The sequence below is a fragment of the Ruegeria intermedia genome, assembly GCF_900129345.1.
In the GTDB taxonomy this organism is placed as follows: Bacteria; Pseudomonadota; Alphaproteobacteria; order Rhodobacterales; family Rhodobacteraceae; genus Ruegeria; species Ruegeria intermedia.
In genome coordinates, this window is the sequence record NZ_FQVK01000014.1 from 27,840 (window position 1) to 53,029 (window position 25,190).

17 protein-coding genes and 1 tRNA gene are annotated in these 25,190 nt (G+C 62.4%); 7 read left to right on the top strand and 11 right to left on the bottom strand.

Annotation, left to right across the window (positions count from 1 at the left end):
- The 4 genes from F3H26_RS11235 to F3H26_RS11250 form a co-directional block, all read right to left on the bottom strand.
- The gene (locus F3H26_RS11235; protein WP_223162487.1) at positions 1-5,241 is read right to left on the bottom strand and encodes a DEAD/DEAH box helicase; all 5,241 of its coding nucleotides are present in this window, start codon (positions 5,239-5,241) and stop codon (positions 1-3) included.
- Between the two features lie 231 nt (positions 5,242-5,472).
- Positions 5,473-7,638, bottom strand: coding sequence for a DUF6538 domain-containing protein (locus tag F3H26_RS11240; RefSeq protein WP_316635436.1), 2,166 nt, complete (start codon positions 7,636-7,638; stop codon positions 5,473-5,475).
- Positions 7,639-7,694: 56 nt separating this feature from the next.
- Positions 7,695-7,769 (bottom strand) — tRNA-Gln (locus tag F3H26_RS11245).
- Positions 7,770-8,415: 646 nt separating this feature from the next.
- On the bottom strand, positions 8,416-8,898 hold the full coding sequence (locus F3H26_RS11250) for an SH3 domain-containing protein (RefSeq protein ID WP_223162490.1): 483 nt from the start codon (positions 8,896-8,898) through the stop codon (positions 8,416-8,418).
- Positions 8,899-9,071: 173 nt separating this feature from the next.
- Between F3H26_RS11250 and F3H26_RS11255 the strand changes: the two genes are divergently transcribed.
- From F3H26_RS11255 to F3H26_RS11270, 4 genes are all read left to right on the top strand, one after another.
- On the top strand, positions 9,072-10,058 hold the full coding sequence (locus tag F3H26_RS11255; protein WP_149776151.1) for a 2-hydroxyacid dehydrogenase: 987 nt from the start codon (positions 9,072-9,074) through the stop codon (positions 10,056-10,058).
- Between the two features lie 93 nt (positions 10,059-10,151).
- Positions 10,152-11,942: a gamma-glutamyltransferase gene (gene ggt, locus F3H26_RS11260; RefSeq protein ID WP_149776152.1), complete on the top strand. Its 1,791-nt coding sequence runs from the start codon at positions 10,152-10,154 to the stop codon at positions 11,940-11,942.
- A gap of 93 nt (positions 11,943-12,035) precedes the next feature.
- Positions 12,036-13,433 (top strand): FAD-binding oxidoreductase, encoded by a 1,398-nt coding sequence (locus F3H26_RS11265; RefSeq protein ID WP_149776153.1) that lies wholly within the window; start codon positions 12,036-12,038, stop codon positions 13,431-13,433.
- A 225-nt stretch (positions 13,434-13,658) separates the two neighbouring features.
- On the top strand, positions 13,659-16,166 hold the full coding sequence (locus tag F3H26_RS11270) for a GcvT family protein (RefSeq protein ID WP_149776154.1): 2,508 nt from the start codon (positions 13,659-13,661) through the stop codon (positions 16,164-16,166).
- A gap of 278 nt (positions 16,167-16,444) precedes the next feature.
- Here the strand turns inward: F3H26_RS11270 and F3H26_RS11275 are convergent, their stop codons facing one another.
- The 4 genes from F3H26_RS11275 to F3H26_RS11290 all read right to left on the bottom strand — a co-directional run bounded on the left by F3H26_RS11275 (position 16,445) and on the right by F3H26_RS11290 (position 19,515).
- Positions 16,445-16,783, bottom strand: coding sequence for a carboxymuconolactone decarboxylase family protein (locus F3H26_RS11275; RefSeq protein ID WP_149776155.1), 339 nt, complete (start codon positions 16,781-16,783; stop codon positions 16,445-16,447).
- A gap of 73 nt (positions 16,784-16,856) precedes the next feature.
- Entirely contained in the window at positions 16,857-17,510 is a 654-nt protein-coding gene (locus F3H26_RS11280; RefSeq protein ID WP_149776156.1) for a DUF938 domain-containing protein, read from the bottom strand.
- On the bottom strand, positions 17,507-18,580 hold the full coding sequence (locus F3H26_RS11285; RefSeq protein ID WP_149776157.1) for an NAD(P)/FAD-dependent oxidoreductase: 1,074 nt from the start codon (positions 18,578-18,580) through the stop codon (positions 17,507-17,509). The genes F3H26_RS11280 and F3H26_RS11285 overlap by 4 nt, the downstream gene beginning before the upstream one ends.
- Complete coding sequence (locus F3H26_RS11290) at positions 18,577-19,515, bottom strand: aldo/keto reductase (protein WP_149776158.1); 939 nt, start codon at positions 19,513-19,515, stop codon at positions 18,577-18,579. Before F3H26_RS11290 ends, F3H26_RS11285 begins: the two co-directional genes overlap by 4 nt.
- A 149-nt stretch (positions 19,516-19,664) precedes the next feature.
- Between F3H26_RS11290 and F3H26_RS11295 the strand changes: the two genes are divergently transcribed.
- The 3 genes from F3H26_RS11295 (at position 19,665) to F3H26_RS11305 (ending at position 21,985) form a co-directional block, all read left to right on the top strand.
- Positions 19,665-20,072: a hypothetical protein gene (locus F3H26_RS11295; protein WP_149776202.1), complete on the top strand. Its 408-nt coding sequence runs from the start codon at positions 19,665-19,667 to the stop codon at positions 20,070-20,072.
- Complete coding sequence (locus F3H26_RS11300; protein WP_149776159.1) at positions 20,065-21,297, top strand: HlyD family secretion protein; 1,233 nt, start codon at positions 20,065-20,067, stop codon at positions 21,295-21,297. The genes F3H26_RS11295 and F3H26_RS11300 overlap by 8 nt, the downstream gene beginning before the upstream one ends.
- Before the next feature lie 70 nt (positions 21,298-21,367).
- Positions 21,368-21,985: a CDP-alcohol phosphatidyltransferase family protein gene (locus F3H26_RS11305; protein WP_149776160.1), complete on the top strand. Its 618-nt coding sequence runs from the start codon at positions 21,368-21,370 to the stop codon at positions 21,983-21,985.
- Between the two features lie 48 nt (positions 21,986-22,033).
- Here the strand turns inward: F3H26_RS11305 and F3H26_RS11310 are convergent, their stop codons facing one another.
- Genes F3H26_RS11310 through F3H26_RS11320 form a run of 3 tightly spaced genes read right to left on the bottom strand, consistent with a single transcriptional unit; the run spans position 22,034 to position 25,147 of the window.
- Positions 22,034-23,107, bottom strand: coding sequence for a BMP family ABC transporter substrate-binding protein (locus F3H26_RS11310; protein ID WP_149776161.1), 1,074 nt, complete (start codon positions 23,105-23,107; stop codon positions 22,034-22,036).
- 35 nt (positions 23,108-23,142) lie between these two features.
- A complete protein-coding gene (locus tag F3H26_RS11315) occupies positions 23,143-24,063 on the bottom strand; it encodes an ABC transporter permease (protein WP_149776162.1) in 921 nt (306 codons plus the stop codon).
- A 1-nt stretch (position 24,064) separates the two neighbouring features.
- On the bottom strand, positions 24,065-25,147 hold the full coding sequence (locus F3H26_RS11320; protein ID WP_149776163.1) for an ABC transporter permease: 1,083 nt from the start codon (positions 25,145-25,147) through the stop codon (positions 24,065-24,067).
- Positions 25,148-25,190 lie beyond the last annotated feature (43 nt).

Below are 25,190 nucleotides of genomic sequence, written 5' to 3' on the forward strand. Positions count from 1 at the left end.
TCATGCGTCACCTCCCAAAATACTGCGCAATTCTTCCGGGATCCCAAGTTCCGGGTTGTCGGGGAGTTGGAAGAGGTCAAACCCCATCAGTTCCGCAGCTTTTTTGAGTTCCTCTGATACCTTTCCCGGAAAAGCCGCGACTGTATCTTCGCGCCATACATACGGCACTTCCGAACCACCAATGGTCAAAGGTTCGCTATCGGGAGCGCGCATTCCGGCAGCTTCGAAGGTTGAGACCCAGCCGTCGCCTGCGGTCGTGGTTTCGACCAGTTCTGGTGTGGCTGCGGCAAGAGAGATCAGGAGGTCGAGCGCTTCTTCATCCTGGCGATCGATCAGATCATGATCCGGCTGGTTGAAATAGGAAAGCAAGCAGCGGTAACAGCCAGCGACGCAGGGCGCGTCCTTGTCGGTCAGAAGGCTTCGGTCGCGCTTGGCAACAGCGTCTTTGCCGCCTTCGTAGTGCATCAGGCTCAATGCTTCTCTGACGACCTGATCCAGCAGGGACGGATCGCGCATCATTCGGCTCAGGACACCGGCTCCGCCTTCCGTGGCTTCGTAGACCAGAATAGCCCGCCTCTGGTCGCGGTCCGGAAGGGGTTCGCCGAGGATCTCACCCTCCTCAAGCTGGAAAACGACTTCGATACCACGCAGGAGCGCGTGCTGTGCCGTCGCGATCGCAGCGGATGACCAAGCCTCCGGGCTCGCGAAACGGATAAGGAGCGCGTTCTTTCGGTCGTGAACGATGGGAACGATCCGATCTGGGTAGGTCTGATCGGGATCTCGGTCCGCCTCACTGACTTCGTCCTGCAACCGGGCCCATCGTCCAGTGCTGGGATCGATCAGGAAACCATGGCTATCTGTGTTGGAGCGGCGCTTCAGGCCAAGATTCAACCGCATGATGTCAGCGGAGTTTGCATATTGCAGCGTCGCGAAGAGCGCGCCATCAAGGGAAAGGCGGCATTCTGCCAGATCCTTGCGCCCACTTCTCTCCGGCCATGAAAACACCGTCCGGATCTCGAAACCTTGGCGCACCCTTTCCTCGTCGTTTGCAGTAATGCGCTCTGCCGGCAGGGTTTCGACGTTGTCGATCCTGAGTGTCTTGTGAATGGCGAGGCATCCGGCCATGGGGGTGTTGCATGCATGGCAGCGCTCACGTTCGACGGTATGGCCAGCACCGCAAGTGGGGCAAATAAACACCTTCTCAGTAGCGAGCGACTTCCCATCGGCAGACACAGCCCCTGGTGGCAGCTTGGCCTTGTGGACGCGGTAAGCACGCCCTTCATGATAGATCAGGCTACGAGGTCCGAACTCGGAGATCGCGAGGAACCGCGCGCGTTGCAGAAAGGCCGAGCGATTATCCGACCCGCCTGAGGGCACAAAGGCATAGAGAGGTAGCCGGGGGAAATTGTAACCGGGAAGGAAGCCTTCGGTCGCCAGATACCGGTAGGTGTAGAAATCAGAGCCGTTCTTGGCCTTGCCATTCTCCAGGATCCCTATCTGTTGACTGGCAGACTGAGCCTGCGCATCAAGCCGGGCTCGATCCCGCCCTGACAGGCCGGCCCCGCGCAGTTTCTCCTGAGTTTCTTTCAGTTGCGCATGAGCGGACGCATGCAGGGTGCGCCACCGATCGAACGACTTATTGAATACGGAGGCCGAGTTCGCAGCGGTCGCTTCCACCCATGCGTCCACATCTTCGAGCCACTCCGGTTTGGGGCCGTCAAAGTGCTCAAGGATTGCTTCGACTATGTGCTTCATCGCCGGGCGTGCGCGGTTGACGACAGCGGGATCAAGGATCGCCGACTTAAGGTCATTGCGTAGCGGCAGGCCTTCCTGCTCGAGGTCGAGAACCTCGGGAATATTGGCCGAGAGAGGAAACTTGGTTTCTGCCAGCCATATTGCTTGCAGATGAGCTCGCACCAGGTCTTCGTTTGCCAAGTCCAGTGCGGGGGGACGGACACTGCCCGCTACCATTTCCGGAATGCGACGGAAATAATACTGGTCGTGGGGGCTTTGGGCCGCGCAGTAGGTAGTGATCGTTGCTGCCTGACCAGAACGGCCTGCGCGGCCTGCGCGCTGCGCATAATTGGCTGGCGTGGGAGGCACATTCCGAAGGTAGACGGCGTTCAAGGACGAGATATCGACACCAAGCTCCATGGTTGGCGAGCAGAAAAGAGCTGGCAGGAATGAAGTGCCTTCGCCGTCCTTGATCATTTCGGCGCGGTGTTCCGCAATCTTTTTTTGGTCGGGTTCGCCGTAGCGGAACCGCCATTCCCGCCATTCCCTTTGCGTCGCCGTTACTTGTGCCGTGTGTTCGCGCGACTCCATCCCCATCAGCGCGCTGCGACCCTCCTTCAGGTCCCGGGCGACGTCGAGGTAGAGATTTCGAAAATAGGAATTTTGAGCGGCGCCGTCGTCGGCGACAGCTGGTCCCGGCAGGAGGCGCAGCACGCTTGGCATGATCTGCCAACCATCAAGGTCGGATGTTGTTCGGACAGCGCGCAGGATCCCCCACGTCTCCAATGCGCCCAAGAGCCAGGTCATAAGACCGTGATAGTTCTCTTCGCGCAGGCGCTCTCCCAACAAGCCAACCTTGTTGATGCTCCGGGCAAGTCCGCTGCGGAACCCTGCACGCATGATCAGAAGGTCGTCTCGCTTGGATTGTTCGCGCCTTGGTGGTGCATCCAATACCAGCGCGGCTTGCCCGCGCAACTCTTCACGAGGGTCGATGGACCAAGGGGAACATAGCAGCGTGCGTGCACGCCCCTTCATGGGTTCCGTCTCCATCGGATCCAGCGCCGAGGTTGCAAACGCCAGCCCTTCCATCATCGCAGAGAGGATTTTACGCGCGATTTCCTCCCGGGCGGAAGCATCCTGTCTCCGCCAGACGTCTGGCGCCTCGGCAAGAATTTCCGTGTCCTGAAGAAAATCATCCAGGGCAATGAACTCGGCCCGCAGTAAGCCCACCCCGAACAGGTTGGGGTAGGTGAAGCGCCAACCACGTCGCATGTCCGCCCAGACGCGGTGTTCGAGAACCTTGGCAAGTGTTCCGGCAGCAATGTTGACTGTCGCGCCCTTGGTCTCTGGATGAGCCATCCAGAAAGCGCGCAGATCCTTGTTTTCGGGCAGATACCCCAGCGCCTTTTGGACCTTAGTTCCGAACTCGTCGTCTGCAAGCCCACCGGCGCCCGCATCGAGCACCGCCCGAAGTATCGCGCCGCGGAGTAGTGTGACAAAGACAGAGTCGTTGAAATGTCCAGCTTGCAATGCGGAATCCTGGCGGTTGTCACCAAAGCCGAGCGTCTTGCGCTTGTGCTCATCCTCGATTCCGGTTTCAGGTTGGCTCATTGCACGCAGCATCGCCGTGACGATTGTCGTTGTTGCGGAACTACGCCCTTCCGCCGACAGCCCGCCGAGCTTGTTGCGTTCGCGTGCTTGTGGCGATGGTTGGTCGTGGCAAGCCAAGCAGAAACCGAAACGCCCGGGGAGAAACCAGAACGGCGCGCCATCCTCCGCGAGCAGACCGTCGGGCCTGACCGAGACAAGCCGAGGTTGCTGCTTCTTTCGGTTCTGGCGCAGCACGAAGACGCCGCGCCTTTCCTCGCGCCATTCCTCGGGAAAGGTTTCGATGTCTCCGGAAAACAAGAAGTTGTCATTTTCCGGCTCAAAGGGCGTGAGGTAGCCGGGTTCCTCTTCTGCGGCTTGTGTCGATGATGGCGTGTCGTCGATGTCACGAGGGAGGGCAACGAGGCCTTCTCCCCGCTCGTGAAGTGAAATGACATGGTATTCCTGACCGCACGCTCGGCAGAACCGCGTCGGATAAAGCCGTGCATTCGGGTCTTTGGGGTCTCGCCGCTGCCCCTCGAGCAAGACGTTTCGCGGTCTTGACTTGAGGGTTGTCAGAACATCACCCGCGCCGGAAATGAACCGGTGAAGCTTGAATGCCATGAACGCTTCTCCACCGCTGCCCCCTCGTTCCGTTTCCGGCAGTGCTGTTCGGGCAAGAAACTCCGCCAGTCGCTTGGCCGCGATTTCTTTGCTGACACTACTGTCGGCCGCCAACTTGGATACAGCCTCATCGAGTGGAGTAGGGGGGCGACGCGCTCGGGATTTTGCTTCGTCAATGCCCAGCTCGAGCTCTGCCCAAACTGCCAGGGGATGTTCCTGGAGTTCGGAATCTGGAAGGTGATCCGGTATCTCCTTGGCCAATGTTTCTTTTAACCGTTCACGCGCCCAGTCTGCGCTGAGATCGTCGCGAGTTGCGCGGCGCAGGCTCTCAGTTATAACGGCATCCGATGAAATCTTGGTTCCGAAGATGCGCGAAGCCACTCGAGCGACAGCTTCACGAGGTTCTGCAGCGACATCTTCGCTGGCCATGGTCGCGGATGTGCCGATGCAGACAGGATCCTTGCTGTTTCTGCACTTGTCCTTCAGTCGCCTGACGAGGAGGGAAACGTCTGCCCCCTGGCGCCCCCGGTAGGTGTGCAATTCGTCGAGAACGATAAACTCGAGGCCGTGACAGTTCTGTATGACTCGAGTATCGGTGGCGTCTTGGCGCGTGAGCAGGAGCTCCAGCATCATGTAGTTGGTCAGCAGGATGTCCGGCGGATTTGCTGCTACCGTTTTTCGCTCTGCCTCGGATTCCTGCCCTGTGTAACGAGCAACAGTTGGGCGCATTGTCTCCGGTAGGTCCGACTGATCGACGAACTTTTCGATTTCGCCAAGCTGGCTGTTGGCGAGCGCGTTCATCGGATAGACAATGATTGCTCGGGTGCGTGCAGCCTCTCCGTCGGTTCTTGCCTTCAAGATTTGGTCGATAATCGGAATGAAAAAGCAAAGAGATTTGCCTGAGCCGGTGCCCGTCGTGACCACGAAGCTTTGACCCGCTGTGGCCTTGGCGACTGCCTCTCCCTGGTGCCGATGAAGACGAAGCGGTGCGCCATTGCTGCGAAAAACGGCAGCGGTTTCCGGCGCCAAAATGCCTTCAGCGGCCAGCTTTTCAACCGAGGGGCCGTGTTCATAGGCCGGGTTGAGCGACAGGAGGGGGGCCGGCCAGAAGTGCCCGTCATCGTAGTGACGGTCGATCTCTCGAGCGAGATCCTCGGCGCGAATCTTGGAAAATGACCGCGAAAAGTTTGCATATTCGTCCAAAACTGATGCGTCGAATTCAAACGCGCGCATGATTTGCCCCTGCCGTGATTGTAGTGCCGGCCAAGCCGGCACTTTTTCAATGAGCATCCCCATATTCCCTGAGGTTTCAAGATGAAAGCCACAGAATTAGCCGTCCAGTTGCAATCCTTTGGGTGGAAATGCACCCTCCCCAAATTCGTGTGGAAGTTGCGGCCCCCTATCATTGGGGATTGGTGGCGTGGAACCCGGAGGTGTCATTAAGAAAACAACACACTTTAATCCCCTGAAGCAGAGCGCAATAGGTTGGCAGAGATGAGCCTATGACACGGAGTTCTGGAGACAATTTCATGCCAATGCCATGAGGTGCTCGAAAGCAGCTCTTTTCAGAGTGTTTTTGGGGAAGTTAAGTGGTCGCTGAGCTATGATGTCGCGTAATTGTCGCGCAGCGTGTTTCCGGTCTTCCGCCTTTTTTTGCAAACGTTGGTCATATTTGAACAAGGGGTCGACCAACTGCTTGTCGCGGATGATGATGCTGGCGGCTTCCGAGTGATCGTTTAGGGTTACCTCAACATCCAGAGCGGATGACTTCGCGAGAGCGCAGCTTTTGATCACCGGGAAACCGTATTGTCTGCGTCGACCGATTTCGATCTTTAAGTTGACCTTGTCCACTGCAGCTTTCAGGTCCTTTGTTTGGTGGGCCGTGTAGTGGATATTCAGCACGTCGCCATGCCTATGCCCGGCAATAGCTTTGCGCTGCCCATCATTGACTTCCTCGCTTCGCAGAATGCTATGGAAAGTCTTGCGCATGGCGTAGAAATCTTCGTCGAAATCACCAAGGTCGAGGTGGTCGAAAATTCTGCGGAGATGTTTGCCGAAGGCACTTGTGACGTCGCCGTTTGATGATCTTTTGACCGCCTCGGGGAACAAGAGCACGCCGTGGTCTTCGGGCAGCGCATGGAACCACTCGACAAATCCCAGATCCAGAAGAAGTTGCGGAATCGGGATGACACGTCTGCTGTCTTCGGTTTTTCCAGGTTCGGCGGGGCCACTCGAAATCGCAAAGCAATAGTGGCCATTGCGATACAGGATGTCACTGCGTTTCAGCAGCAAAATCTCGGCAATTCGGGATCCGATGGTCAGGACAATGAGTGGCACCCAATAGGTCGCATCGCGAATAATCAGAGGACCGCGTTTCCAACGCCGATGTTTTGACTGGCACCCGGTGTAGATCGATGAGGTCAGGAGCTTGGCCAGCCGTTCTTCGGTCCACGGCTTACGAAGCTTGGGTTTTGTGACTCGCACATACAGTTCGTCTGTTGGTGCCTGGGCCGCAATATGGCGTTCGATCTCCTTGTAGGACAGAACTGCGGGTGGCTCGACGCCAAGGTCGACAGCGCTCTTGAATAAGCGGTTCAATCCGTCCCGATCCCGCTTGATTGTGGCGAATGTTCGTCTTGGGACCAGTCTCTCGCCGAGAAGCGCCCGCTTTTCCGCAACCGAGATGTCATCTCTTTCCCTGAGCTCTTCGGTCACCATCATGTCATGGGCATCGGCATCCGAGATTTCCTCAGATTTCGAGCGGATTTTGCCGACCTTGTTGAAACGGTTCTTGCCATGAGCTCTGCCCTGAACCCGCGGCAAGCGGGCCTGCCAGGCGAAGAACTCTTTCTGACGCTCCTTGGTGATCGCGGTGACTGGGATGTCGCCGAAGAACTCCAACATGAGGTTTTCCAGTGCGTTGATATTCCCCTGCATCGATGGCTTGGGGTAATTCACCCGCACCTGCGCAAAGGCCCGGGACACCAGGACGGGAGCTTTGACGAAGGCGTCAAAGTCAGAAATGCCCTGCTCGGAGATAAGGGAACGGCTTGCGTGCCGGACGTCATCACCCTCGATTACGTCGAGTTCGACATCGTTGATCCGGCGCTTGAGTGAACTTGCCTGACGCCCCAAGTCGCTCGAAATTGGCTGTGGGAGGGAGATCGCGATCAGCTGGCTCGCCTTCTCGAGAAGTTCCTGAACGCTGTTCCAGTTCTCACTGCGCGCGGCCCGGCGCAGCATTCTGTTCTCTTCTTCGAGCTCCGCGATGCGATGGTCAAGTTCCGCATCGGAAGTCGCGCCTGCCTGGTTCTGTGCGGCCAGGATACGGCCCAGTTCCGCGCGCAGAACCTCTGTCAGCAGGGCCTTGGTGTCAGCTGCGGTGAGGGTTTCGGTGTTCTTTTCCATCAGGTCTTGTTCCTTCTGCTCAAGAGCAGTGAGCAGCCTCGCGGCCCGCTTCACGGCTTCGAGCGGAAGGTCGGTGCGGAGGGAAAGGCACAGAAACAGGTTTGGATGCTTGTTTGAGACCCATGTCGGCAATCGCTTTCTGAAGTAGAAGACCCGGCCCCGGCGGAGGAGGTAGGGACCGGCACGATGTCGGGGTTTCCGACGGCGCGAGTCGACGGCCCGGCGGGCATATCGCGCGACGTCTTGTGTTACAGTCTGTGTCACAGTTTCTTCGGACTGTGACACAGCGCGCGATGAAGGACGACCCAAGTCGTTGATTTCATTGCGCTGTCTGGAAAAGGTGGCTGGGGTGGTAGGATTCGAACCTACGATACACGGTACCAAAAACCGCTGCCTTACCACTTGGCTACACCCCATCGGTGAGCGGCTACTTACGATTGTTGTCTGTGGGGTTCAAGGGCTTTCGAGGAAAAAAATCGGACGAAGGAACACTTTTTTGCACCTGCCTCGCCAGGTGTGCGGCGGTGATGTCTCCGCCCTGTTTCCGGTCGGGCAGTTTTGCGGACTCGGTTTCGATCCTGAACGCCCCCATCATCCGATTTGGACGGCGCACAAGGGTGTTCGCCTGGTCCGCATGCCGGGATTCGATCGCGCGCAGGGCCAGAACACTGGCGACAGGACCACTGCGGGGCTGTTGGCGACTTGCCTCCAGAACGGGCTTGGTTTCGTGTCGTTCAAACTGCCGCCCCACAACCGACATGCTTCCGGTGCGCGCCTGTTTTCTGTATTGGTACCCGATCGGCCGGACGACGCGGATTCCGAACCGAATCACAAGGCCACGACCGAGATCCGAAACCTACGGGCGCTGGTGCTGACGGACCTTGGCGCCGAAGATCGGATCGTGGCCGGCTTGGACCGGGTGTTTCAAAAAAACTCTGCCCGGATGAAGCGGGACGGTGGCACGAAATTCTGCCCAACGCAGGGCATTGTGTGCATTAGGATGTGCCCGCCGCGCCGGTCAAAACCATATCGGGTTATTTCCGGGGCGCGTTGTGATCCGGGTTATTCGCGGATTTCGTCCGGGTCCACGCCCCACAGGTTGCTTTTGGGTGCCCAGCCGCCATAGCCGCCGGCCGAAATGCGACACCAGTCGATGTTGCAACTGCCCAGGCGGGCCACCACGCCGGATTCGAATCGCGCGTTGATCAGTGCGCCCGGATCGGGGCTGGCGCGCACTGGCAGCATGTCGGTTTCGACCAGAACGGTGCGAACGCCCGACAGCAGGGCATAATGCACCCAGCCTCCGGCGCCGTCATGGTCCTGAACCTTGCGCCAGTTGCCGTATTCGGCCACCACCTGCAGCGGCATGCCGCGCCGTTTGAACACCCAGTCGATCCGGTGGGTCAGCGACGGGCCGCGGCGCACGTTGGCCTCGGCGGCCTTCATCGAGACATAGCGTGGAATCGGCAGGTTGGTGACCGGGCCACGGAGCTGCTCTGCATGGGCGAAAGAAACGCCGAGACCACCGAACAGCGTTGTCACAATGCCCAGAAGCGGGCGTCTCAGCCGGAAAAAAGCGCTCACTGCCTGCTCTTACGCCTGTCGATCGTGATTCAAAAAAAGGTGGGGATGAAGCCCCGGGGGTTCTTGTGCCCCAACTGATCCTAAGCCACGATGCCATGGCGCGCGTCGGATTGCAAAGCGGGAGGAGGGCAGTGGTGCCGAAAGAACGTCTGAGTGTTGTCGTAACGCGACGGTTGCCCGAAGCGGTGGAAACACGGCTGAGCGAGCTGTTCGATGTCAGGCTGCGGGACGATGACACGCCCATGACGCGCGACGAACTGGTGGCCGCCGTGAAAGAGGCCGACGTTTTGGTTCCGACGATCACCGACACGATCGATGCGGGGCTTTTGGGCCAGGCCGGCGAACGGCTGCGCCTGATTGCGAATTACGGCGCCGGGGTCGACCACATCGACGTCGCCACCGCCAGACAGCGCGGCATTCTGGTGTCCAACACCCCCGGCGTGCTGACCGATGATACAGCCGACATGACCATGGCGCTGATACTGGCGGTGACACGCCGCATCCCCGAAGGGCTTTCGATCATGCAGAAGGGCGATTGGGCCGGCTGGGCGCCGACCGCCTTGCTGGGCGGCCGCATCGGCGGGCGACGTCTGGGGATCCTGGGCATGGGGCGTATCGGGCAAGCCGTCGCGCGCCGTGCCGCGGCCTTTGGCATGCAGATCCACTATCACAGCCGTCGTCGCCTGCGCCCCGAAATCGAACAGGAGTTGCAGGCCACCTATTGGGAAAGCCTGGACCAGATGGTGGCGCGGATGGACGTGATCTCGATCAACTGCCCCTCGACCCCGTCCACCTTTCACCTGATGAATGCGCGGCGGTTGAAGTTGATGAAACCCAGCGCGGTGATCGTGAACACGTCGCGTGGCGAGGTGCTGGATGAAAATGCGCTGACCCGGATGATCCGCGCGGGCGAGATCGCGGGCGCCGGGCTGGATGTCTATGAACACGGAACCGACGTGAACCCCCGCCTGCGTCAGATGCCGAACGTCGTGTTGCTGCCGCATATGGGGTCGGCCACGCTGGAAGGCCGGATCGAGATGGGCGAAAAGGTCATCATCAACATCAAGACCTTCGAAGATGGGCATCGCCCGCCCGATCAGGTCGTGCCCGCGATGTTGTGAATTTGCTCCCGGCCAGACATCGCGCGGCCGAGATTTTTTTTTTGGCCCGCCATGTGCGGTCCACAGCAAAATTTTTTTTGGGAGGACTTGAGGATGCGTGTTTTGTTTTCAGGATTGACGCTTGCGGCGCTGGCTTTGGCCGGCCCCTTGACTGCACAGGAAGCCGCCGATGCCGTGGCCCCCGAAGCCGCCTCGGAAGGTCAGGTTCAGGCGCTGACCGAACAGGCCGTTGCCGCGCTCGAGGCCAAGGCGGCGGGTCGGCCGGTTTCGGCGCAGAACTGGATGGTGGCCGCAGCCAATCCTCTGGCGGTCGAGGCGGGCGCCAGGGTGCTGCGCAACGGAGGCTCGGCGGCCGATGCGATGGTCGCCGTACAAGTTGTTTTGGGGTTGGTCGAGCCGCAATCATCAGGCCTGGGCGGCGGTGCGTTCCTGGTCTGGTATGATGCCGCCACGCGGTCTTTGACCACACTCGACGGGCGGGAAACCGCGCCGCGCGCTGCCACGCCGACCCTGTTTCAGGACGAAAACGGCGAGCCGCTGAAGTTCTTCGATGCGGTTGTGGGCGGGTTGTCGGTCGGTACGCCCGGCACACCGGCGCTGCTGGAGGACGCGCACCGGCGCTGGGGGCGCACGCCGTGGCCCGGCCTGTTCGAGGATGCCATCCGTCTGGCCGAGGAAGGCTTCGCGGTCTCGCCCCGGCTGGCCGGTCTGGTGGCCGCCGATGCCGAGCGCCTGTCGCGGTTCCCGGCAACAGCGGACTACTTTCTTCCGGGCGGCACGCCCATTCAGCAAGGCCAGCGGCTGACCAACCCCGACTACGCCCGGACCCTGCGCATTCTGGCCCGCGAGGGGGCCGCTGGTTTCTATGGCGGCGAGATCGCGGCGGATATCGTCCGCACCGTCCGCAACGCACCGGGCAACCCGGGTGTCCTGTCGGGGGCGGATCTGGCGCTGTATCAGGTGATCGAACGCGAACCGGTCTGCGCTGAATATCGCGCCTATGAAGTCTGCGGCATGGGGCCGCCGTCCTCGGGCGCGCTGACGGTGGGGCAGATCCTGGGGCTGTTGAACGGGTTCGATCTGGCGGCGCTGGGCCCTGACAGCGCCGAGGCCTGGCGGTTGATCGGCGATGCCTCGCGCCTGGCCTTCGCGGATCGGGGCCGGTACATGGCCGACAGCGATTTTGTGCCCATGCCCACGCAGGGGTTGGTCGATCCGGCCTATCTGTCGGCGCGCGCCGCATTGCTGACCGGCCCCGCGGCCCTGACCGAAGTTGCGCCGGGAATGCCCGAATTCGATCACGCCCTGAAATGGGCCGACGATGATTCGATCGAACTGCCCTCGACCTCGCACATTTCCATCGTCGATGCCGATGGCAACGTCCTGTCGATGACCACGACCATCGAGAACGGGTTCGGCTCGCGCCTGATGACCAACGGGTTCCTGCTGAACAACGAACTGACCGATTTTTCGTTCCGCACCCACAGGGACGGCGTGCCCATCGCCAACCGGCTGGAGCCGGGCAAGCGTCCCCGGTCGTCGATGAGCCCAACCATCGTCCTGCAGGACGGAGCGCCGGTTCTGGCGATCGGGTCGCCCGGCGGCAGCCGGATCATCGGCTATGTGGCCAAATCCATCATTGCCTGGGCCGATTGGGACATGGACGTGCAGCAGGCGGTCGCCCTGCCGCATCTGGTCAACCGCTTCGGCACCTATGACGTCGAAGCCGGCACCGAGGCCGAAGGGCTTGCCGATGCGCTGACCGAACTGGGCTTCGAGGTGAACGCGCGGGATCTGACATCGGGCCTGCATGCGATCGAGATCCGCGACGGGTTGCGCGGCGGCGCGGACCCCCGGCGCGAGGGGATCGCGCTGGGCGAGTGATCACGTCGCAGGGGCCGGGGATTGCCCGCCGCGTGCGGGCAATCTAGTCATTGAAACGCTTTGCGCAGACTGGATCAAAAAAGGGGGGATGCCATGGGCCGTGCAGCCACATTGGAGAGAAACGCGGCGGGGATCGAGACCGCGATCGGCATTCTCAAGCAGCGTTTCGGCGACCGTTTGCAAACCGGCGGCTCGGTGCGCGAGCAGCACGGGCACACCACGACCTGGATCGAGAACCAGAGCCCGGATGCAGTGATCTTTGCCACCTCGACCGAAGAAGTGGCCGCAATCGTTGCCACTTGCGCCGCGCACAAGGTGCCGGTCATTCCGTTCGGAACGGGCACGTCGCTGGAAGGGCATGTGAACGCGCCGGCGGGCGGGGTCTGCATCGATCTGGGTCAGATGAACCGGATTCTGGCCGTGAACGAGGGCGATCTGGACTGCATCGTCCAGCCCGGTGTCACGCGTGAGCAGTTGAACACCCACCTGCGCGACAAGGGGCTTTTCTTTCCCATCGATCCGGGTGCGAATGCCTCGCTTGGCGGCATGGCCGCAACGCGGGCATCCGGCACCAACGCGGTGCGCTACGGGACGATGAAGGACAATGTCCTGAGCCTGGAAGCCGTCATGCCCGACGGCCGGATCATCCGCACCGGGCACCGCGCAAAGAAATCCTCGGCCGGGTATGACCTGACCCGGTTGCTGATCGGCGCCGAGGGCACGCTGGGGGTGATCACCCAGTTGACCTTGCGCCTGCATGGAATCCCCGAGGCGATCACCGCGGCGCGGTGTTCCTTTCCGTCGGTCGATGCGGCCTGCCAGGCGGTGATGGCCACCATCCAATACGGCGTGCCGGTGGCGCGGATCGAACTGCTGGACCAACTGTCCGTCCGGGCCGCCAATGCCTATTCCGGCCTCGATCTGCCCGAGACACCGCTGCTGCTGCTCGAATTCCACGGCTCGGACGCGGGCGCCGCCGAACAGGCCGAGACTTTCGGCGACATCGCCGACGAATTCGGTGGGACCGGGTTCGCGGCAACCGCCACCGTGGAAGAGCGCAACAAGCTGTGGCAGGCGCGGCACGACATGTACTGGGCCTCGTTGCAGTTGCGGCCGGGCGCGCGCGGGATCTCGACCGATGTCTGCGTGCCGATTTCGCGCCTGGCGGAATGCGTGACCGCGGCGCAGGACAAGGCAGCAGAGCTTGGCCTGTTGGCGCCCGTCGTGGGCCACGTCGGCGACGGCAATTTCCACACGCTGCTGCTGATCGACATCGACAATCCGGACGAGGTCGCCAAGGCCGAGGATTTCGTCGGCTGGCTGAACGATCTGGCCATCTCGATGGAGGGAACGTGTACGGGCGAGCACGGGATCGGGCAGGGCAAGAAGCCTTACTTGGTGCGGGAACTTGGGTCGGCCGTCGATTGCATGCGGGCGATCAAGGCCGCGCTGGACCCGCACGACATCATGAACCCGGGCAAGATCGTCTGATCTGAACCGGATGGTCGGTCCTGGCAAAGGCAGTCGGGAACAGGTGACGCGGCTTCGGCGCTTCATCGGCCGTCGGGCCCCCGAACTTCCCGTTTTGCCGAGTATTCTCCGGCGCTGAGGGCGCGCAGGTCGGTTTTGTACCGTTTTGCGTCGGATGGACTTGGCGGTTTGCCATGCGCTTGGGCATAAACCTTGCCAAACAGACTCAATCCGGAGAGCGGGCACATGAAAACCCAAGTCAAAGCATTGATCGTTGGCGGCGGCGCCATCGGCACGTCGATTGCCTATCACCTGGCCAAGGCGGGCTGGGACGATGTCATGCTGATCGAACGCGACGAACTGACTGCGGGGTCCACCTGGCACGCGGCGGGTCTGCTGCCGCTGTTCAACATGTCCTACGCGACGACCCACATCCACAAGTATTCGGTGGACTTCTACAAGACGCTCGAGGCGGAAACGGGTCTGAATGCGGGCTTCTCGGTGGTGGGCAACCTGCGCATGGCCCAGACGCAGGAGCGTATGGACGAATACATGCTCTACGCCTCGACCGCCGAGACCTGTGGCGTGCCCTATGAATGGCTGAGCCCGGCCCAGATCAAGGAGCGTTGGCCGCTGGTGCGGACCGAGGACCTGGTCGGCGCGATCTATCACCCGACCGACGGCTACATCAACCCGGCCGACGTGACCATGGCGATGGCCAAGGGCGCCCGTCAGCGCGGCGTGACGATCGAGCGCAAGTGGCAGGCCGACGCCTTTGAATGGAAAGGCGACCACTGGGACGTGACCCTGACCAAGATGGTCGAAAAGGGCGGCAACCTGGTCCCGTCGGACGAGCAGATCGTGGTCTCGGCCGAACATGTGGTGACCGCCTCGGGCAACCACGCGCAGCGCACGGCGCGGATGCTGGGGATCAAGATTCCCGCGATCCCGGTCGAGCATCAGTTCATCGTCACCGAACCCGATGCCGAGTTGGTCAAGTTCCGCGAGGCCGGCAACCCCGAGCATCCGGTTCTGCGCGACGCCGACGCCAAGTGGTATGTCCGCGAGGAACGCGGCGGCTGGATCCTGGGCCCCTACGAGCGCAACGCGCCGGCCCGGTTCGAATATGGCGTGCCCGACAGCTTCCGCGCCGACCTCTTCCCGCTGGATCTCGAGCGGATCGAAGAGGAATACATGAGCATGATCCACCGGATTCCGTCCACGGAAACCGTTGGTCTCAAGGACGATTTCAACGGCCCGATCTGCTATACCCCCGACGGCAACCCGCTGGTCGGCCCCGCGCCGGGTCTGCGCAACATGTGGCTGGCCGAGGGCTTCTCGTTCGGCATCACCGCCGCCGGCGGCACCGGCTATTACCTGGCGCAGATGATGGTCGAGGGCGAGGCCGAGATCGACATGGCCTCGCTGGACCCGAAACGCTATTCCAGCAACTGGATGACCACCGAGTTCGCGGCCCGCAAGAACGAGGAGTGCTACGAGCACATCTACATCCTGCACCACCCGGACGAAGAGCGCGAGGCCTGCCGCCCGCTGCGCACCGCCCCGGCCTATGACCGCCAGAAGGCGCGCGGCGCGCAGTTCGGCTGGGTCAACGGCTGGGAACGTCCGAACTACTTTGGCCCGCTGGATGCGCCCGAGAATTTCGACCACGACGCCCGCAGCTTCCGCCGCGGCGGCTGGTGGCAATATGCCGTGGAAGAGGCCAAGGCGATCCGTAACGGCGTCGGCCTGATCGACGCCACCGCCTTTACCAAGCACATCGTCAAAGGGCCGGGTGCGACCCAGTTCCTCGACTGGTTCACCTGCAACAAGCTGCCCAAGGTCGGCCGCATCAACCTGACCTATGCGCTGACCGATCACGGCACCACCCGCACCGAATACACCATCGTTCGCCTGAAAGAGCACGAGTATTACCTCGTCTCGGCCGGTGCCTGGACCGAGTATGACGCCGACTTCCTGCGCAAGGCGGCCGAGGACAAGATGGACGAGTTCGGCTACATCGAGATCCAGGACGTGACCACCCAGTGGGGCGTCTTCGCCATCGCCGGGCCGAAATCGCGCGACGTGCTGAAAGAGGTCATCAAGGACGCCGAGCCCGAAACCGCCCTGTCGAACAAGCGTTTCCCGTGGCTGTCGGCCCGCCGGATCGAACTGGGCATGTGCCCGGTCAATGCGATCCGCGTGGCCTATACCGGCGAACTGGGCTGGGAGCTGCACCACCCGATCGAGATGCAGAACTACCTGTTCGACCTGCTGGAACAGGCCGGCGAGAAGCACGGCATGAAGCTGGTCGGTGCGCGTGCGCAGAACTGGCTGCGGCAGGAGAAATCCTATCGCGCCTTCGGCACCGAACTGGGCCGCGACGCCACCCCGCTCGAGGCCGACCTGCCGCGTTTCGTCGATCTGGACAAGGAGTTCCACGGCAAGGACAAGCTGATCGAGACCGGCGTGCGGGTGAAATGCTGCACCCTGCTGATCGACGGGCCCGAGGATGCCGACCCGTGGGGCCGCGAGGCGCTCTATACGCCCGAAGGCGAGCGTGTGGGCCGTCTGACCTCGGGCGGCTACTCGGTGGCATTCGAGAAATCGATCGGCATGGGCTACGTCAAGCCCGAGCTGGCCGTGGAGGGCACGAAGCTGAAGGTCAAGATGTTCGACAAGCTGTGGGATGCGGTCGTGACCTGCGACAGCCCCTATGATCCCAAGAACGAGACCATCCGCAAGGACGGCTGATTGCTCCCGCTGTCAGGCGGCGCGCCCTGAATGCGCCGCCTGCGGCGGCCCATGCCTCCGGCAGAGGTATTTTAGAACAGAAGAAGGGATTTGTTTACCATTCTCTGCAAGTCTGGAGATGCGGTACAGGCGGAGGCGCCGATGACCGCAACAGGAGAAGGCCCCCTGCCACAGGCGGGGGGCTGGATCATTTCTCGATCCGGCTGCTTCTTCTGTTTGAAAATACCTCCGCCGGAGGCAAGCCTGCCTTGGCAGGCTTTCCCGGCGCGGCATCTGGTTCAGTCCGAGGTCAGTTCATCGAAACATTCCAGCGCCTTGGCCGCATACATCATCGACGGCCCGCCGCCCATCTGAATGCTCATCGCCAGAACATCGGCAACCTCTTCGCGCGTTGCGCCCGCCTTGATCAGGGCTTCGACATGCAGCGAGATGCAGGGCTCGCACCGCACCGCGACCGAGATGCCGAGGGCGACGAATTCCTTGGTCTTGAAATCAAGCGTTCCGCCCTCCTTGACGGATTTGCCCAACGCACCGAAGGCACGGGCCGTGTCGGGGATCGCGCCGTTCAGGTTCCTCAGCCCCGATCGCGTGGCCGAGAGTTTTTCTTTCCAGCTCATGTGCAGCTACCTTTCGAAAACATCTCATTGCCCGCATGTGTATAGGGTCTGGGGGCTGCCTCTTTGATCTCGATCAGGTGACCGGTTTTTCCGCGACAAGGGCCAGATTGTTTGCAGGCATCTCGACGACCCGCGCCAGTTCCAGCCCCGCGTCCTGCATAAGGTCGATCATGTCGAAATCGTCCTTGTAGCCGATTTCGGGATCCTGCGCGGTCAGGGTGGCATGAAATCTGGCATCGCCTTCGCTGGTCAGTTCCCCGGCCCGCATGAACGGGCCATACAGGACGAAACGCCCGCCGGGTGCAAGGGCACGGGCGGCCTCGGTGATGATGGCCTCTGCCTCGGGCTGGCTGATGAGGTGCAGTAGGTTGATCAGCACGATCAGGTCCTGCCCACCGTGCCGGTCCGCCCAGCCACGCTCGGTCGCGTCCAGCGCGATGGCCGGGGCTACGTTCGGCAGGTCCCTGGCATAATCGTCGATGCTGGCGCGCCGCGCGGCGTCGATCTCGGTCGGCTGCCATCTGAGCGCGGGCAGCCGTTCGGCAAAAGCGGCAACATGCTGGCCGGTACCGCTGGCCAGTTCCAGCGCCTTGCCACCCGCCGGCGCCACCTGCTCTAGCAGTTCGCTCAATGGCCCCGTGTTGCGCGCGGCCGAGGGTGAGAACAGGCGGGCACCTTCCGCCGGCTCGGCGACACTTGCTGTCGGAGGAAGCTTGCGTTTGCTCATGTTCTGAACCTGCCCGGGCGCAGGGCGGCAACCGTGACCGCATCCAGTTCCGGCGCCGTGCCCGCAACCAGATCCGCCACCAGCCTGGACGCCGCCGGCGCGGTCTGGAAGCCATAGCCGCCCTGACCCGCGCACCAGACAAAGCCGGGCGTCGCGGGATCGGGCCCCAGAACCAGCCGCCGGTCGGGCGAGAAACTGCGCAGCCCGGCCCAGCTGGTCTCCAGCCGGGTGACGGGCTCGGTCACCATCGCCTCGTAGCGCGCCAGCCCCTCGGCCAGCACCATGTCGTCGGCCCAGGCGTCATGCGGCTCGACCAGGTCGGCATCGGCGGGCGACACCAGCAACTTGCCGGCGTCCGGCTTGGCATACCAGCTTTCGTTCACCCCCAAGAGCATCGGCCATGTCGAGACGTCCTGCCCGCCCGGGGCAGGGATGCGCGCCATCGAGCGGCGGCAGGGCGTAATACCGATTGGCGCGACACCCGCCAGTTTTGCAACCTCATCGGCCCAGGCCCCGGCCGCGTTGACCAGCATCCGGGCTTCGAACGCCTCTGTGGCCTGAACGATCCAGTGACCGTCACGACGGATTTCCGCGACCTTCTGCCTGGTCAAAACCTGACCGCCGTTGCCACGGATTTCGCGGGCAAAGTCCTGCAGCATCCGGTCGGTGTCGATGTCCCAGGCCGCCTCGTGCCAGGCGGCAAAGCCCACGGTTTCGGGGTTCAGGATCGGCACGCGGGCGATTGCCTGATCCATCGGGATCGGGGTCAGCCCCAGGGTTTCCGTATCCGCCTCGAAATCTGCCCGCTGGTCGGGGCCGGCCACCAGCATCAGGCCTCGCGGGCTGAGATATCCGCCATTCGCGCTGCGGTGATAGTCGCCGCTGGCCTTGCTGAGGGTCACGACCTCCGGCAACCCGTAATTCGCCTCATAGAGGGCCGCCGACCGCCCCGAGGCGTGATACCCCAGCGCCTCCTCGGCCTCGAGCACCACCACCTTGCCGTGGGATGACAGCCGTGCGCCCGCGCTCAACCCGGCGATGCCGCCGCCGATTACCAGAAAGTCGATCATGTTTGCTCCTCCAGCCGGTCCGTGGCCGGCGGTGGGGTTGGACTGAAGGAAGTAATTGTCTGATACAGCTCGGGGGACAGCTCATGGGACAGCGCCGCCAACGACGGCGCCAGTTGTTCGGCGTTTCGGGCCGAGATGATCGGCATCGGGTGATAGGGGCTTGCCGCGACCCAGGCCACCGCCAAAGTCGCCGGATCGACTCCGATTTCGGCCGCCAGCTCGGCCAACCGGGTCGCGGCCTCGGCCATCCAGCCGGCCCCGTAGCGGCTTGCATAGCGTTCATCTTCGGCCAGCCGCCCGCCGCCGCCGCGCGCGTACTTGCCGGTCAGCAGACCGCCGCCCAGCGGAGAATAGGAAAACACGGCGATTCCCTGGTCGGAACACATGGGCAGGATCTCGACCTCGGCCTGACGCTTGACGAGGTTGTACATCGGCTGCAGCGCGTCGATCGTCAGATCGAACTGCGCGGCGACCCGTGCGGCTTTCATCACCTGCCAGGCGGCAAAGTTCGACAGGCCCACATATCGGATCTTGCCGGCCTGTTTCAGGCGGGCGAAACACTCCATCGTCTCGGCCAGATCGGTTTCGGGATCGAACCGGTGCAGGTACAGCAGGTCGATCACGTCCTGCCCAAGCCGGGCGCGCGAGATCTCGAACTGGCTTTCGATGTTTGCCGCCCCCGCGCCGCCCGTATACCCGACCTTGGTCGCAATCAGCAGATCGTCGCGCTCGGGCGCGATCATCTGGCCCAGCAAGGTTTCCGAGGCGCCATCGGCGTAGACATATGCCGTGTCGAAATGCCTGATCCCGGCCGCCCGGCAGGCATCAAACATCTCCCGGCTCTGGTCTGCGTCGGCGCGGCCGCCGAACTGCATCGTGCCGAAGGCGTATCCGCGCACGGGTGCGCCGTTGAGGGTGGTAAGGTACTGGGTCATGTCTGCGCCCGAATGGTGGCTGTTTGGACGAAACGCCGGAACAATCCGTCCCCCTTGTTAAAGCGGGGTTGAATTTGCGCATCAACCCATCCAATCCTGTTCTGCAAGATTTTCAGGAGGCGGAATTGACCGGCGCAGACATTCACCCGATGGCCACGGGGCATATCCCCTCATATGTGACGCAGGCGGATGGAAGCGACTTTCTGTTCACCTTCATGGTATTCTTCACCGTGGGTGTGGTCGTTCTGATCGGGGTCGGGTACCTGACCCTGCATTCGGTGCCGGAAAAGATGGCGCATGAAAACAACCATCCTCAATTTCAGTTGGTCGGGATTCTGGCGCTGCTGGCCCTGTTCACCCACAACGGCATCTTCTGGATTGCCGCGATCCTGGTGGCGGGTTTCCAGTTTCCCGATTTCGCGGCGCCGCTGCGTTCGATTGCCGACGCCATCCGGTCATTGGCACCGGGTCGCGGCCTGCCACCCGAGCCGGAGGCGCCCCCAGCGCCGGTGACCGACCAGGGGACCCGCACCGAGGGGGACGTGGCCGATGCTTGAAACATTGATGTGCGCGTTGGTCACCGTTCTGCCGGATTTCCTGTTCCGCAGGTTCGTGCAGGGCAAGCGGATCGGGCATGAAATCACCCTGTTCACCATGTGGTACGAGCTGCGCTGGGGCCTGACCACCTGTGCGATCCTCGCGCTGACCGTGATCACCACGCTGTTCTACTTTCACCCGGCCAGCAAGACCGCGGCGTCGTATTTCCGCACGGTGACGATCCTGCCGCAGTTGGGCGGGCGGGTGTCCGAGGTCTATGTGACCAACAACCAGACCGTCACCGCAGGGCAGCCGATCTTCCGGATCGAGGATTTCACCCAGAAGGCCCAGGTCGAGGCGGCCCATGCGCAGATCGCCCAGATCCAGGCCTCGTTGAAAGTGGCCGAGACCGATCTGGCCGAAGCCGAGGCCGGCATTGCGGCGGCCAAGGCCGCGCTGGATCAGGCCCTTGAGGACCTCGAGCGCAACACGACTTTGCGCGACGAGGGCTCCAGCGCCGTGCGGCTGGCCGAGATCGACCGGCTGGAAAACCTGGTGGCCGAGCGTCAGGCTCAGGTGCGCGCGGCCGAGTCGAAGAAGGCCGCCGTCGTCCAGCAGATCGAAGAATTGATCCCCGCCCAACTGGCCAGCGCAAACGCGCAGCTGGATGCCGCCTTGGCCGAGTTGGACAAGACGGTCGTCAGTGCCGGCGTGACCGGCCGGGTCGAGCAGTTCGGGCTGCAAGTCGGCGACTATGTCAGCCCGCTTCTGCGTCCGGCGGGCATTCTTGTACCTTCAACCTCGGGGCGTGATAGGTTCCAGGCCGCCTTCAACCAGATGAGTGCGCAGGTGATCAAACCCGGCATGATCGGAGAGCTGGGCTGCATGACCAAGCCGTTCACGGTGATCCCGGTCGTGGTGGTGCAGGTGCAGGACGTGATCCCATCGGGGCAGATCCGGCCCACGGACGAGCTGCGCGACGTGCAGGCCAATACCAATCCGGGCTCGATCCTCGTCTATCTCGAGCCGCTGTATGACGGCATGGCCGACACGATCCCGCCGGGCAGCAACTGTCTGGCCAATGTCTATACCGACAATCACCACAAGCTCGAGGATGAAAGCCTGGGTTTCTGGCAAAGGGCCTTTTACCATGTGGTCGACACGATTGGTGTCGTTCATGCGGCGGGTCTGCGCTTGCGGCTGATCCTGATGCCGGTCAACACATTGGTGCTCAGTGGGCACTAGCCGCGTGAGGGAATCTGCGCTCGCGCCATTGTGTCTGGCCAAAACCGGGACCGCAGGCTAGGTGCCGCGCATGTTCGATGCACAGATCCGCCCCATGATTGATCCGGTGCTGAACGCGCAGGGGCGCGTTCTGGCCCGGTTGGGCTTTACCGCCAACCAGATCACGCTGATCGGGCTAGGGCTGGGGCTGCTGGCCTGCGGTCTGATCGCTGTGGAAAAGACGCTCTGGGCCTTGCTCCCGCTTCTGTTCTCGCGTCTGGCGGATGGGCTGGATGGCGCCGTGGCCCGCGCGCGGGGTGGCACCGATTTCGGCGGCTATCTGGATATTACCTGCGATTTCCTGTTCTACGGCGCGGTCCCGTTCGCGTTCGTCGTCGCCGACCCTGCGGCCAACGGCTTGGCCGGGGCCTTTCTGCTGCTGTCTTTCTACGTCAACGGCACCAGCTTTCTGGGCTTTGCCCTGCTGGCCGACCGACACGGTCTGAAGTCCGCGGCACGGGGGAAGAAGGCGCTGTATTTCACCGGCGGTCTGCTGGAAGGCACCGAGACGATCGCTTTCCTGGTTCTGCTTTGCCTGCTGCCGCAGGCATTCGCGCCCATGGCCTGGGTGTTTGGGGGGCTATGTTTCCTGACGGCGGCGTCACGAGTTCTTCTGGCCTGGCGCAGTTTTCAGGACAAAGGGCAATAAAAAAGCCCGCCGAATGGGGCGGGCTTTCCTGTGCTTTTGCCATCCGGCTTACTGCGGAATTTCGCCTTCCAGGCCTTCGACATAGAAGTTCATGCCGGCCAGCGTGCCGTCATCGGCCACTTCACCCTCGGCCAGCCAGGGGCTGCCGTCCTGCTTGTTCAGCGGGCCGGTGAAGGGGTGATACTCGCCGGATGCGATCGCGTCCTTCAGGGCCAGTGCTTCCGCCTTTACGTCGGCCGGAACGGCCTCGGAGATCTCGCCGATCTCGACCATGCCTTCCTTGATGCCGTGCCAGGTGTTCACGCTTTCCCAGGTGCCGTCCATCACCGCCTGGGTGCGCGCGATGTAGTACGGCGCCCAGTTGTCAATGATCGAGCTGACGCGCGGCAGCGGAGCGTATTCGCTCATGTCCGAGGCTTGGCCGAAGGTGATGACGTTGCCGGCCTCTTGCGCGGCGGCCTGCGGCGCGGTCGAGTCGGTGTGCTGCAGGATGACGTCGGCGCCCTGTTCGATCAGAACCTTGGCGGCGTCGGCCTCTTTCGCCGGGTCGAACCAAGTGTAGGCCCAGACGATCTTGAACTGCACGTCCGGGTTGACCTTCTTGGCGTGGATATAGGCCGAGTTGATGCCGCGGATCACTTCGGGGATCGGGTAGGACCCGATGTAGCCGATGATGTTCGACTTGGTCATGCGCCCCGCGATGGTGCCCTGAACCGCGCGGCCTTCATAGAAGCGGGCCGAGTAGACCGACACGTTCGGCGCGGTCTTGTAGCCGGTGGCGTGCTCGAATTTTACGTTCGGGAATTTCTTGGCCACGTTGATGGTCGGGTCCATGTAGCCGAACGAGGTGGTAAAGATCAGATCGGCCCCTTCCAGCGCCATCTGGGTCATCACACGCTCGGCATCGGGGCCCTCGGGCACCGATTCCACGTACACGGTTTCGACCTTGTCGCCGAAATGCTTTTCGACCGCCTGGCGGCCCTTGTCGTGTTCATAGGTCCAGCCGCCGTCGCCCACCGGGCCGACATAGACGAAGCCGACCTTGGTCTTGTCCTCGGCCACGGCGCCCGTCGCCAAGCCCAGTGCCATGGCGGCGCTGGCCAGAAGTGAAGTGAATTTCATCGAGTTACTCCCCAAGTTGGTACAGTTGGCCCCACCTAGTGCGAGGCATGGAAGATGCGGCCCAGTGAGGCAGGTGCCCTGCTCTTGTCGGCCGAAAGGATCACGAGCACAAGGATCGTAATGATGTAGGGCGACATTGCCAGATACTCGACGGGGATGGCAACGCCCGCTGCCTGCAAATTCAGCTGCAGAACGGTGATGCCGCCGAACAGATAGGCACCCAGCAAGGTGCGCCAGGGTTTCCAGCTGGCAAAGACCACCAGCGCCAATGCGATCCAGCCGACGCCGGCGGTCATGCCTTCGGTCCACTGTGGCACCCGGATCAGGCTGATATAGGCCCCGCCCAGTCCCGCGCAGGCGCCGCCGAACAGGAGGGCCAGAACGCGGATGCGCACCACCTTGTAGCCCAGCGCATGGGCGGCATCGTGGTTTTCGCCCACCGCGCGCAGGATCAGGCCGGCGCGGGTGTATTTCAACATCGCCCACACCCCTGCGGTCAGCGCGATGCCGACGTACAGGATCGGATCATGCTGGAACAGGATCGGGCCGATCACCGGCAGGTCGCTCAGGACGGGGATGTGGATATCGCCCATACTGGGGGGTTTGATGCCCACGTAGCTTTGGCCCAACAGCGCGCTGAGGCCCAGGCCGAACAGGGTCAGGGCCAGTCCGCTGGCCACCTGGTTGGCCAGTGCGAACTGGGTCAGCAGCACGAACAGCAGCGACAGCAGCGCGCCGCCCATGGCCGCCGCCACGAAACCCAGCCAGGGCGAGCCGGTCTCGACCGAGATCGCAAAGCCGCTGATCGCGCCCACGATCATCATGCCCTCGACGCCAAGGTTCAGCACGCCGGCCTTCTCGACGACCAGCTCTCCGATCGCAGCCAGCAACAGCGGAGTGGCCGCCACCATCAGCGAGGCGATCAGCAGAATGGGGTTGATTTCACCAAGGTTCATGTCACGCCACCTCGCTGCGGGCCGCACGGATGCGGTAGTTGGTCAATAGGTCGAAGGCCAGCAGGAAGAACAGCAGCATCCCCTGGAACACCTGAATCGCGGCCGCGGGCAGGCCCAGCTGAGACTGCGCGATCTCGCCGCCGATATAGGTCAGCGCCATCAGGCCGCCCGCCAGAAGGATGCCGATGGGATGCAGGCGGCCCAGGAAAGCCACGATGATGGCGGTAAACCCGTAGCCCACGTTGAAGTCGATGCTGACCACACCCGACGGGCCGGACACTTCGAACATGCCTGCCAGCCCCGCCAGGGCACCCGAAACCCCCAGGCAGAACAGGATCAGCCGGGGCGGGTTCACGCCCGCGAATTTTGCTGCGCGCGGGGCCTCGCCCGTCAGGCGGATGTGAAAGCCCAGCATGTGCCGGTTCAGCAGGACATAGGCAAAGATCACCGAGACGAAGGCCGCAACCACGCCCCAGTGCATACCGGACCCCGCGATCAGTTCGGCGTTGTGGGCGGCGTCATAGGATTGCAGGTTGCGCGAGCCGGGAAAGCCAAAGCCTTCGGGGTTTTTCAGCAGCCCCAGCGAGACCGAGGCCAGGAATTGCTCGGCCACATAGACCAGCATCAGCGAGACAAGGATCTCGTTGGTGCCGAAGCGCACTTTCAGAAAGGCCGGGATCATCGCCCAGATCCAGCCACCGAAGGCCCCGGCAATGACCATCAGCGGAAATACATACCAGGCATCCAGCGGATAGAAGGCCAGCCCGACACCCGCGCCGAAGATCGCCCCCATGATGTACTGCCCTTCGGCGCCGATATTCCAGATCCCGGCGCGAAAGCCCAGCGACAGCCCGATGGCGATCAGGACCAGCGGCGCGCCTTTCACCAGCAATTGAGGCCGGTAGTAGAATGAGAACTCGCCGAACAGGGGCTCCCAGAAGATCGTGCCGATCGCCTCGACGGGGTTTTTGCCCAAGATGGCGAACAACAGCCCCCCGAACACCATCGTGGCCACCACCGCCACCAGCGGCGTGGCGTAGGACCACGCCTTGGACGGCTGTGGCCGTTTCTCCAGCACGATCATCCCGTCATCCCCCTGCCTGTTTCATCTTTGTTGTTTTCTGCGG

Bases quoted from the DNA above. Each gene is read 5' to 3' on its own strand.
- F3H26_RS11235 (WP_223162487.1), bottom strand. From the start codon at position 5,241: ATGGGGATGCTCATTGAAAAAGTGCCGGCTTGGCCGGCACTACAATCA.
- ggt (WP_149776152.1), top strand. From the start codon at position 10,152: ATGCGTGTTTTGTTTTCAGGATTGACGCTTGCGGCGCTGGCTTTGGCC.
- F3H26_RS11265 (WP_149776153.1), top strand. From the start codon at position 12,036: ATGGGCCGTGCAGCCACATTGGAGAGAAACGCGGCGGGGATCGAGACC.
- F3H26_RS11270 (WP_149776154.1), top strand. From the start codon at position 13,659: ATGAAAACCCAAGTCAAAGCATTGATCGTTGGCGGCGGCGCCATCGGC.
- F3H26_RS11275 (WP_149776155.1), bottom strand. From the start codon at position 16,783: ATGAGCTGGAAAGAAAAACTCTCGGCCACGCGATCGGGGCTGAGGAAC.
- F3H26_RS11280 (WP_149776156.1), bottom strand. From the start codon at position 17,510: ATGAGCAAACGCAAGCTTCCTCCGACAGCAAGTGTCGCCGAGCCGGCG.
- F3H26_RS11285 (WP_149776157.1), bottom strand. From the start codon at position 18,580: ATGATCGACTTTCTGGTAATCGGCGGCGGCATCGCCGGGTTGAGCGCG.
- F3H26_RS11290 (WP_149776158.1), bottom strand. From the start codon at position 19,515: ATGACCCAGTACCTTACCACCCTCAACGGCGCACCCGTGCGCGGATAC.
- F3H26_RS11295 (WP_149776202.1), top strand. From the start codon at position 19,665: ATGGCCACGGGGCATATCCCCTCATATGTGACGCAGGCGGATGGAAGC.
- F3H26_RS11300 (WP_149776159.1), top strand. From the start codon at position 20,065: ATGCTTGAAACATTGATGTGCGCGTTGGTCACCGTTCTGCCGGATTTC.
- F3H26_RS11305 (WP_149776160.1), top strand. From the start codon at position 21,368: ATGTTCGATGCACAGATCCGCCCCATGATTGATCCGGTGCTGAACGCG.
- F3H26_RS11310 (WP_149776161.1), bottom strand. From the start codon at position 23,107: ATGAAATTCACTTCACTTCTGGCCAGCGCCGCCATGGCACTGGGCTTG.
- F3H26_RS11315 (WP_149776162.1), bottom strand. From the start codon at position 24,063: ATGAACCTTGGTGAAATCAACCCCATTCTGCTGATCGCCTCGCTGATG.
- F3H26_RS11320 (WP_149776163.1), bottom strand. From the start codon at position 25,147: ATGATCGTGCTGGAGAAACGGCCACAGCCGTCCAAGGCGTGGTCCTAC.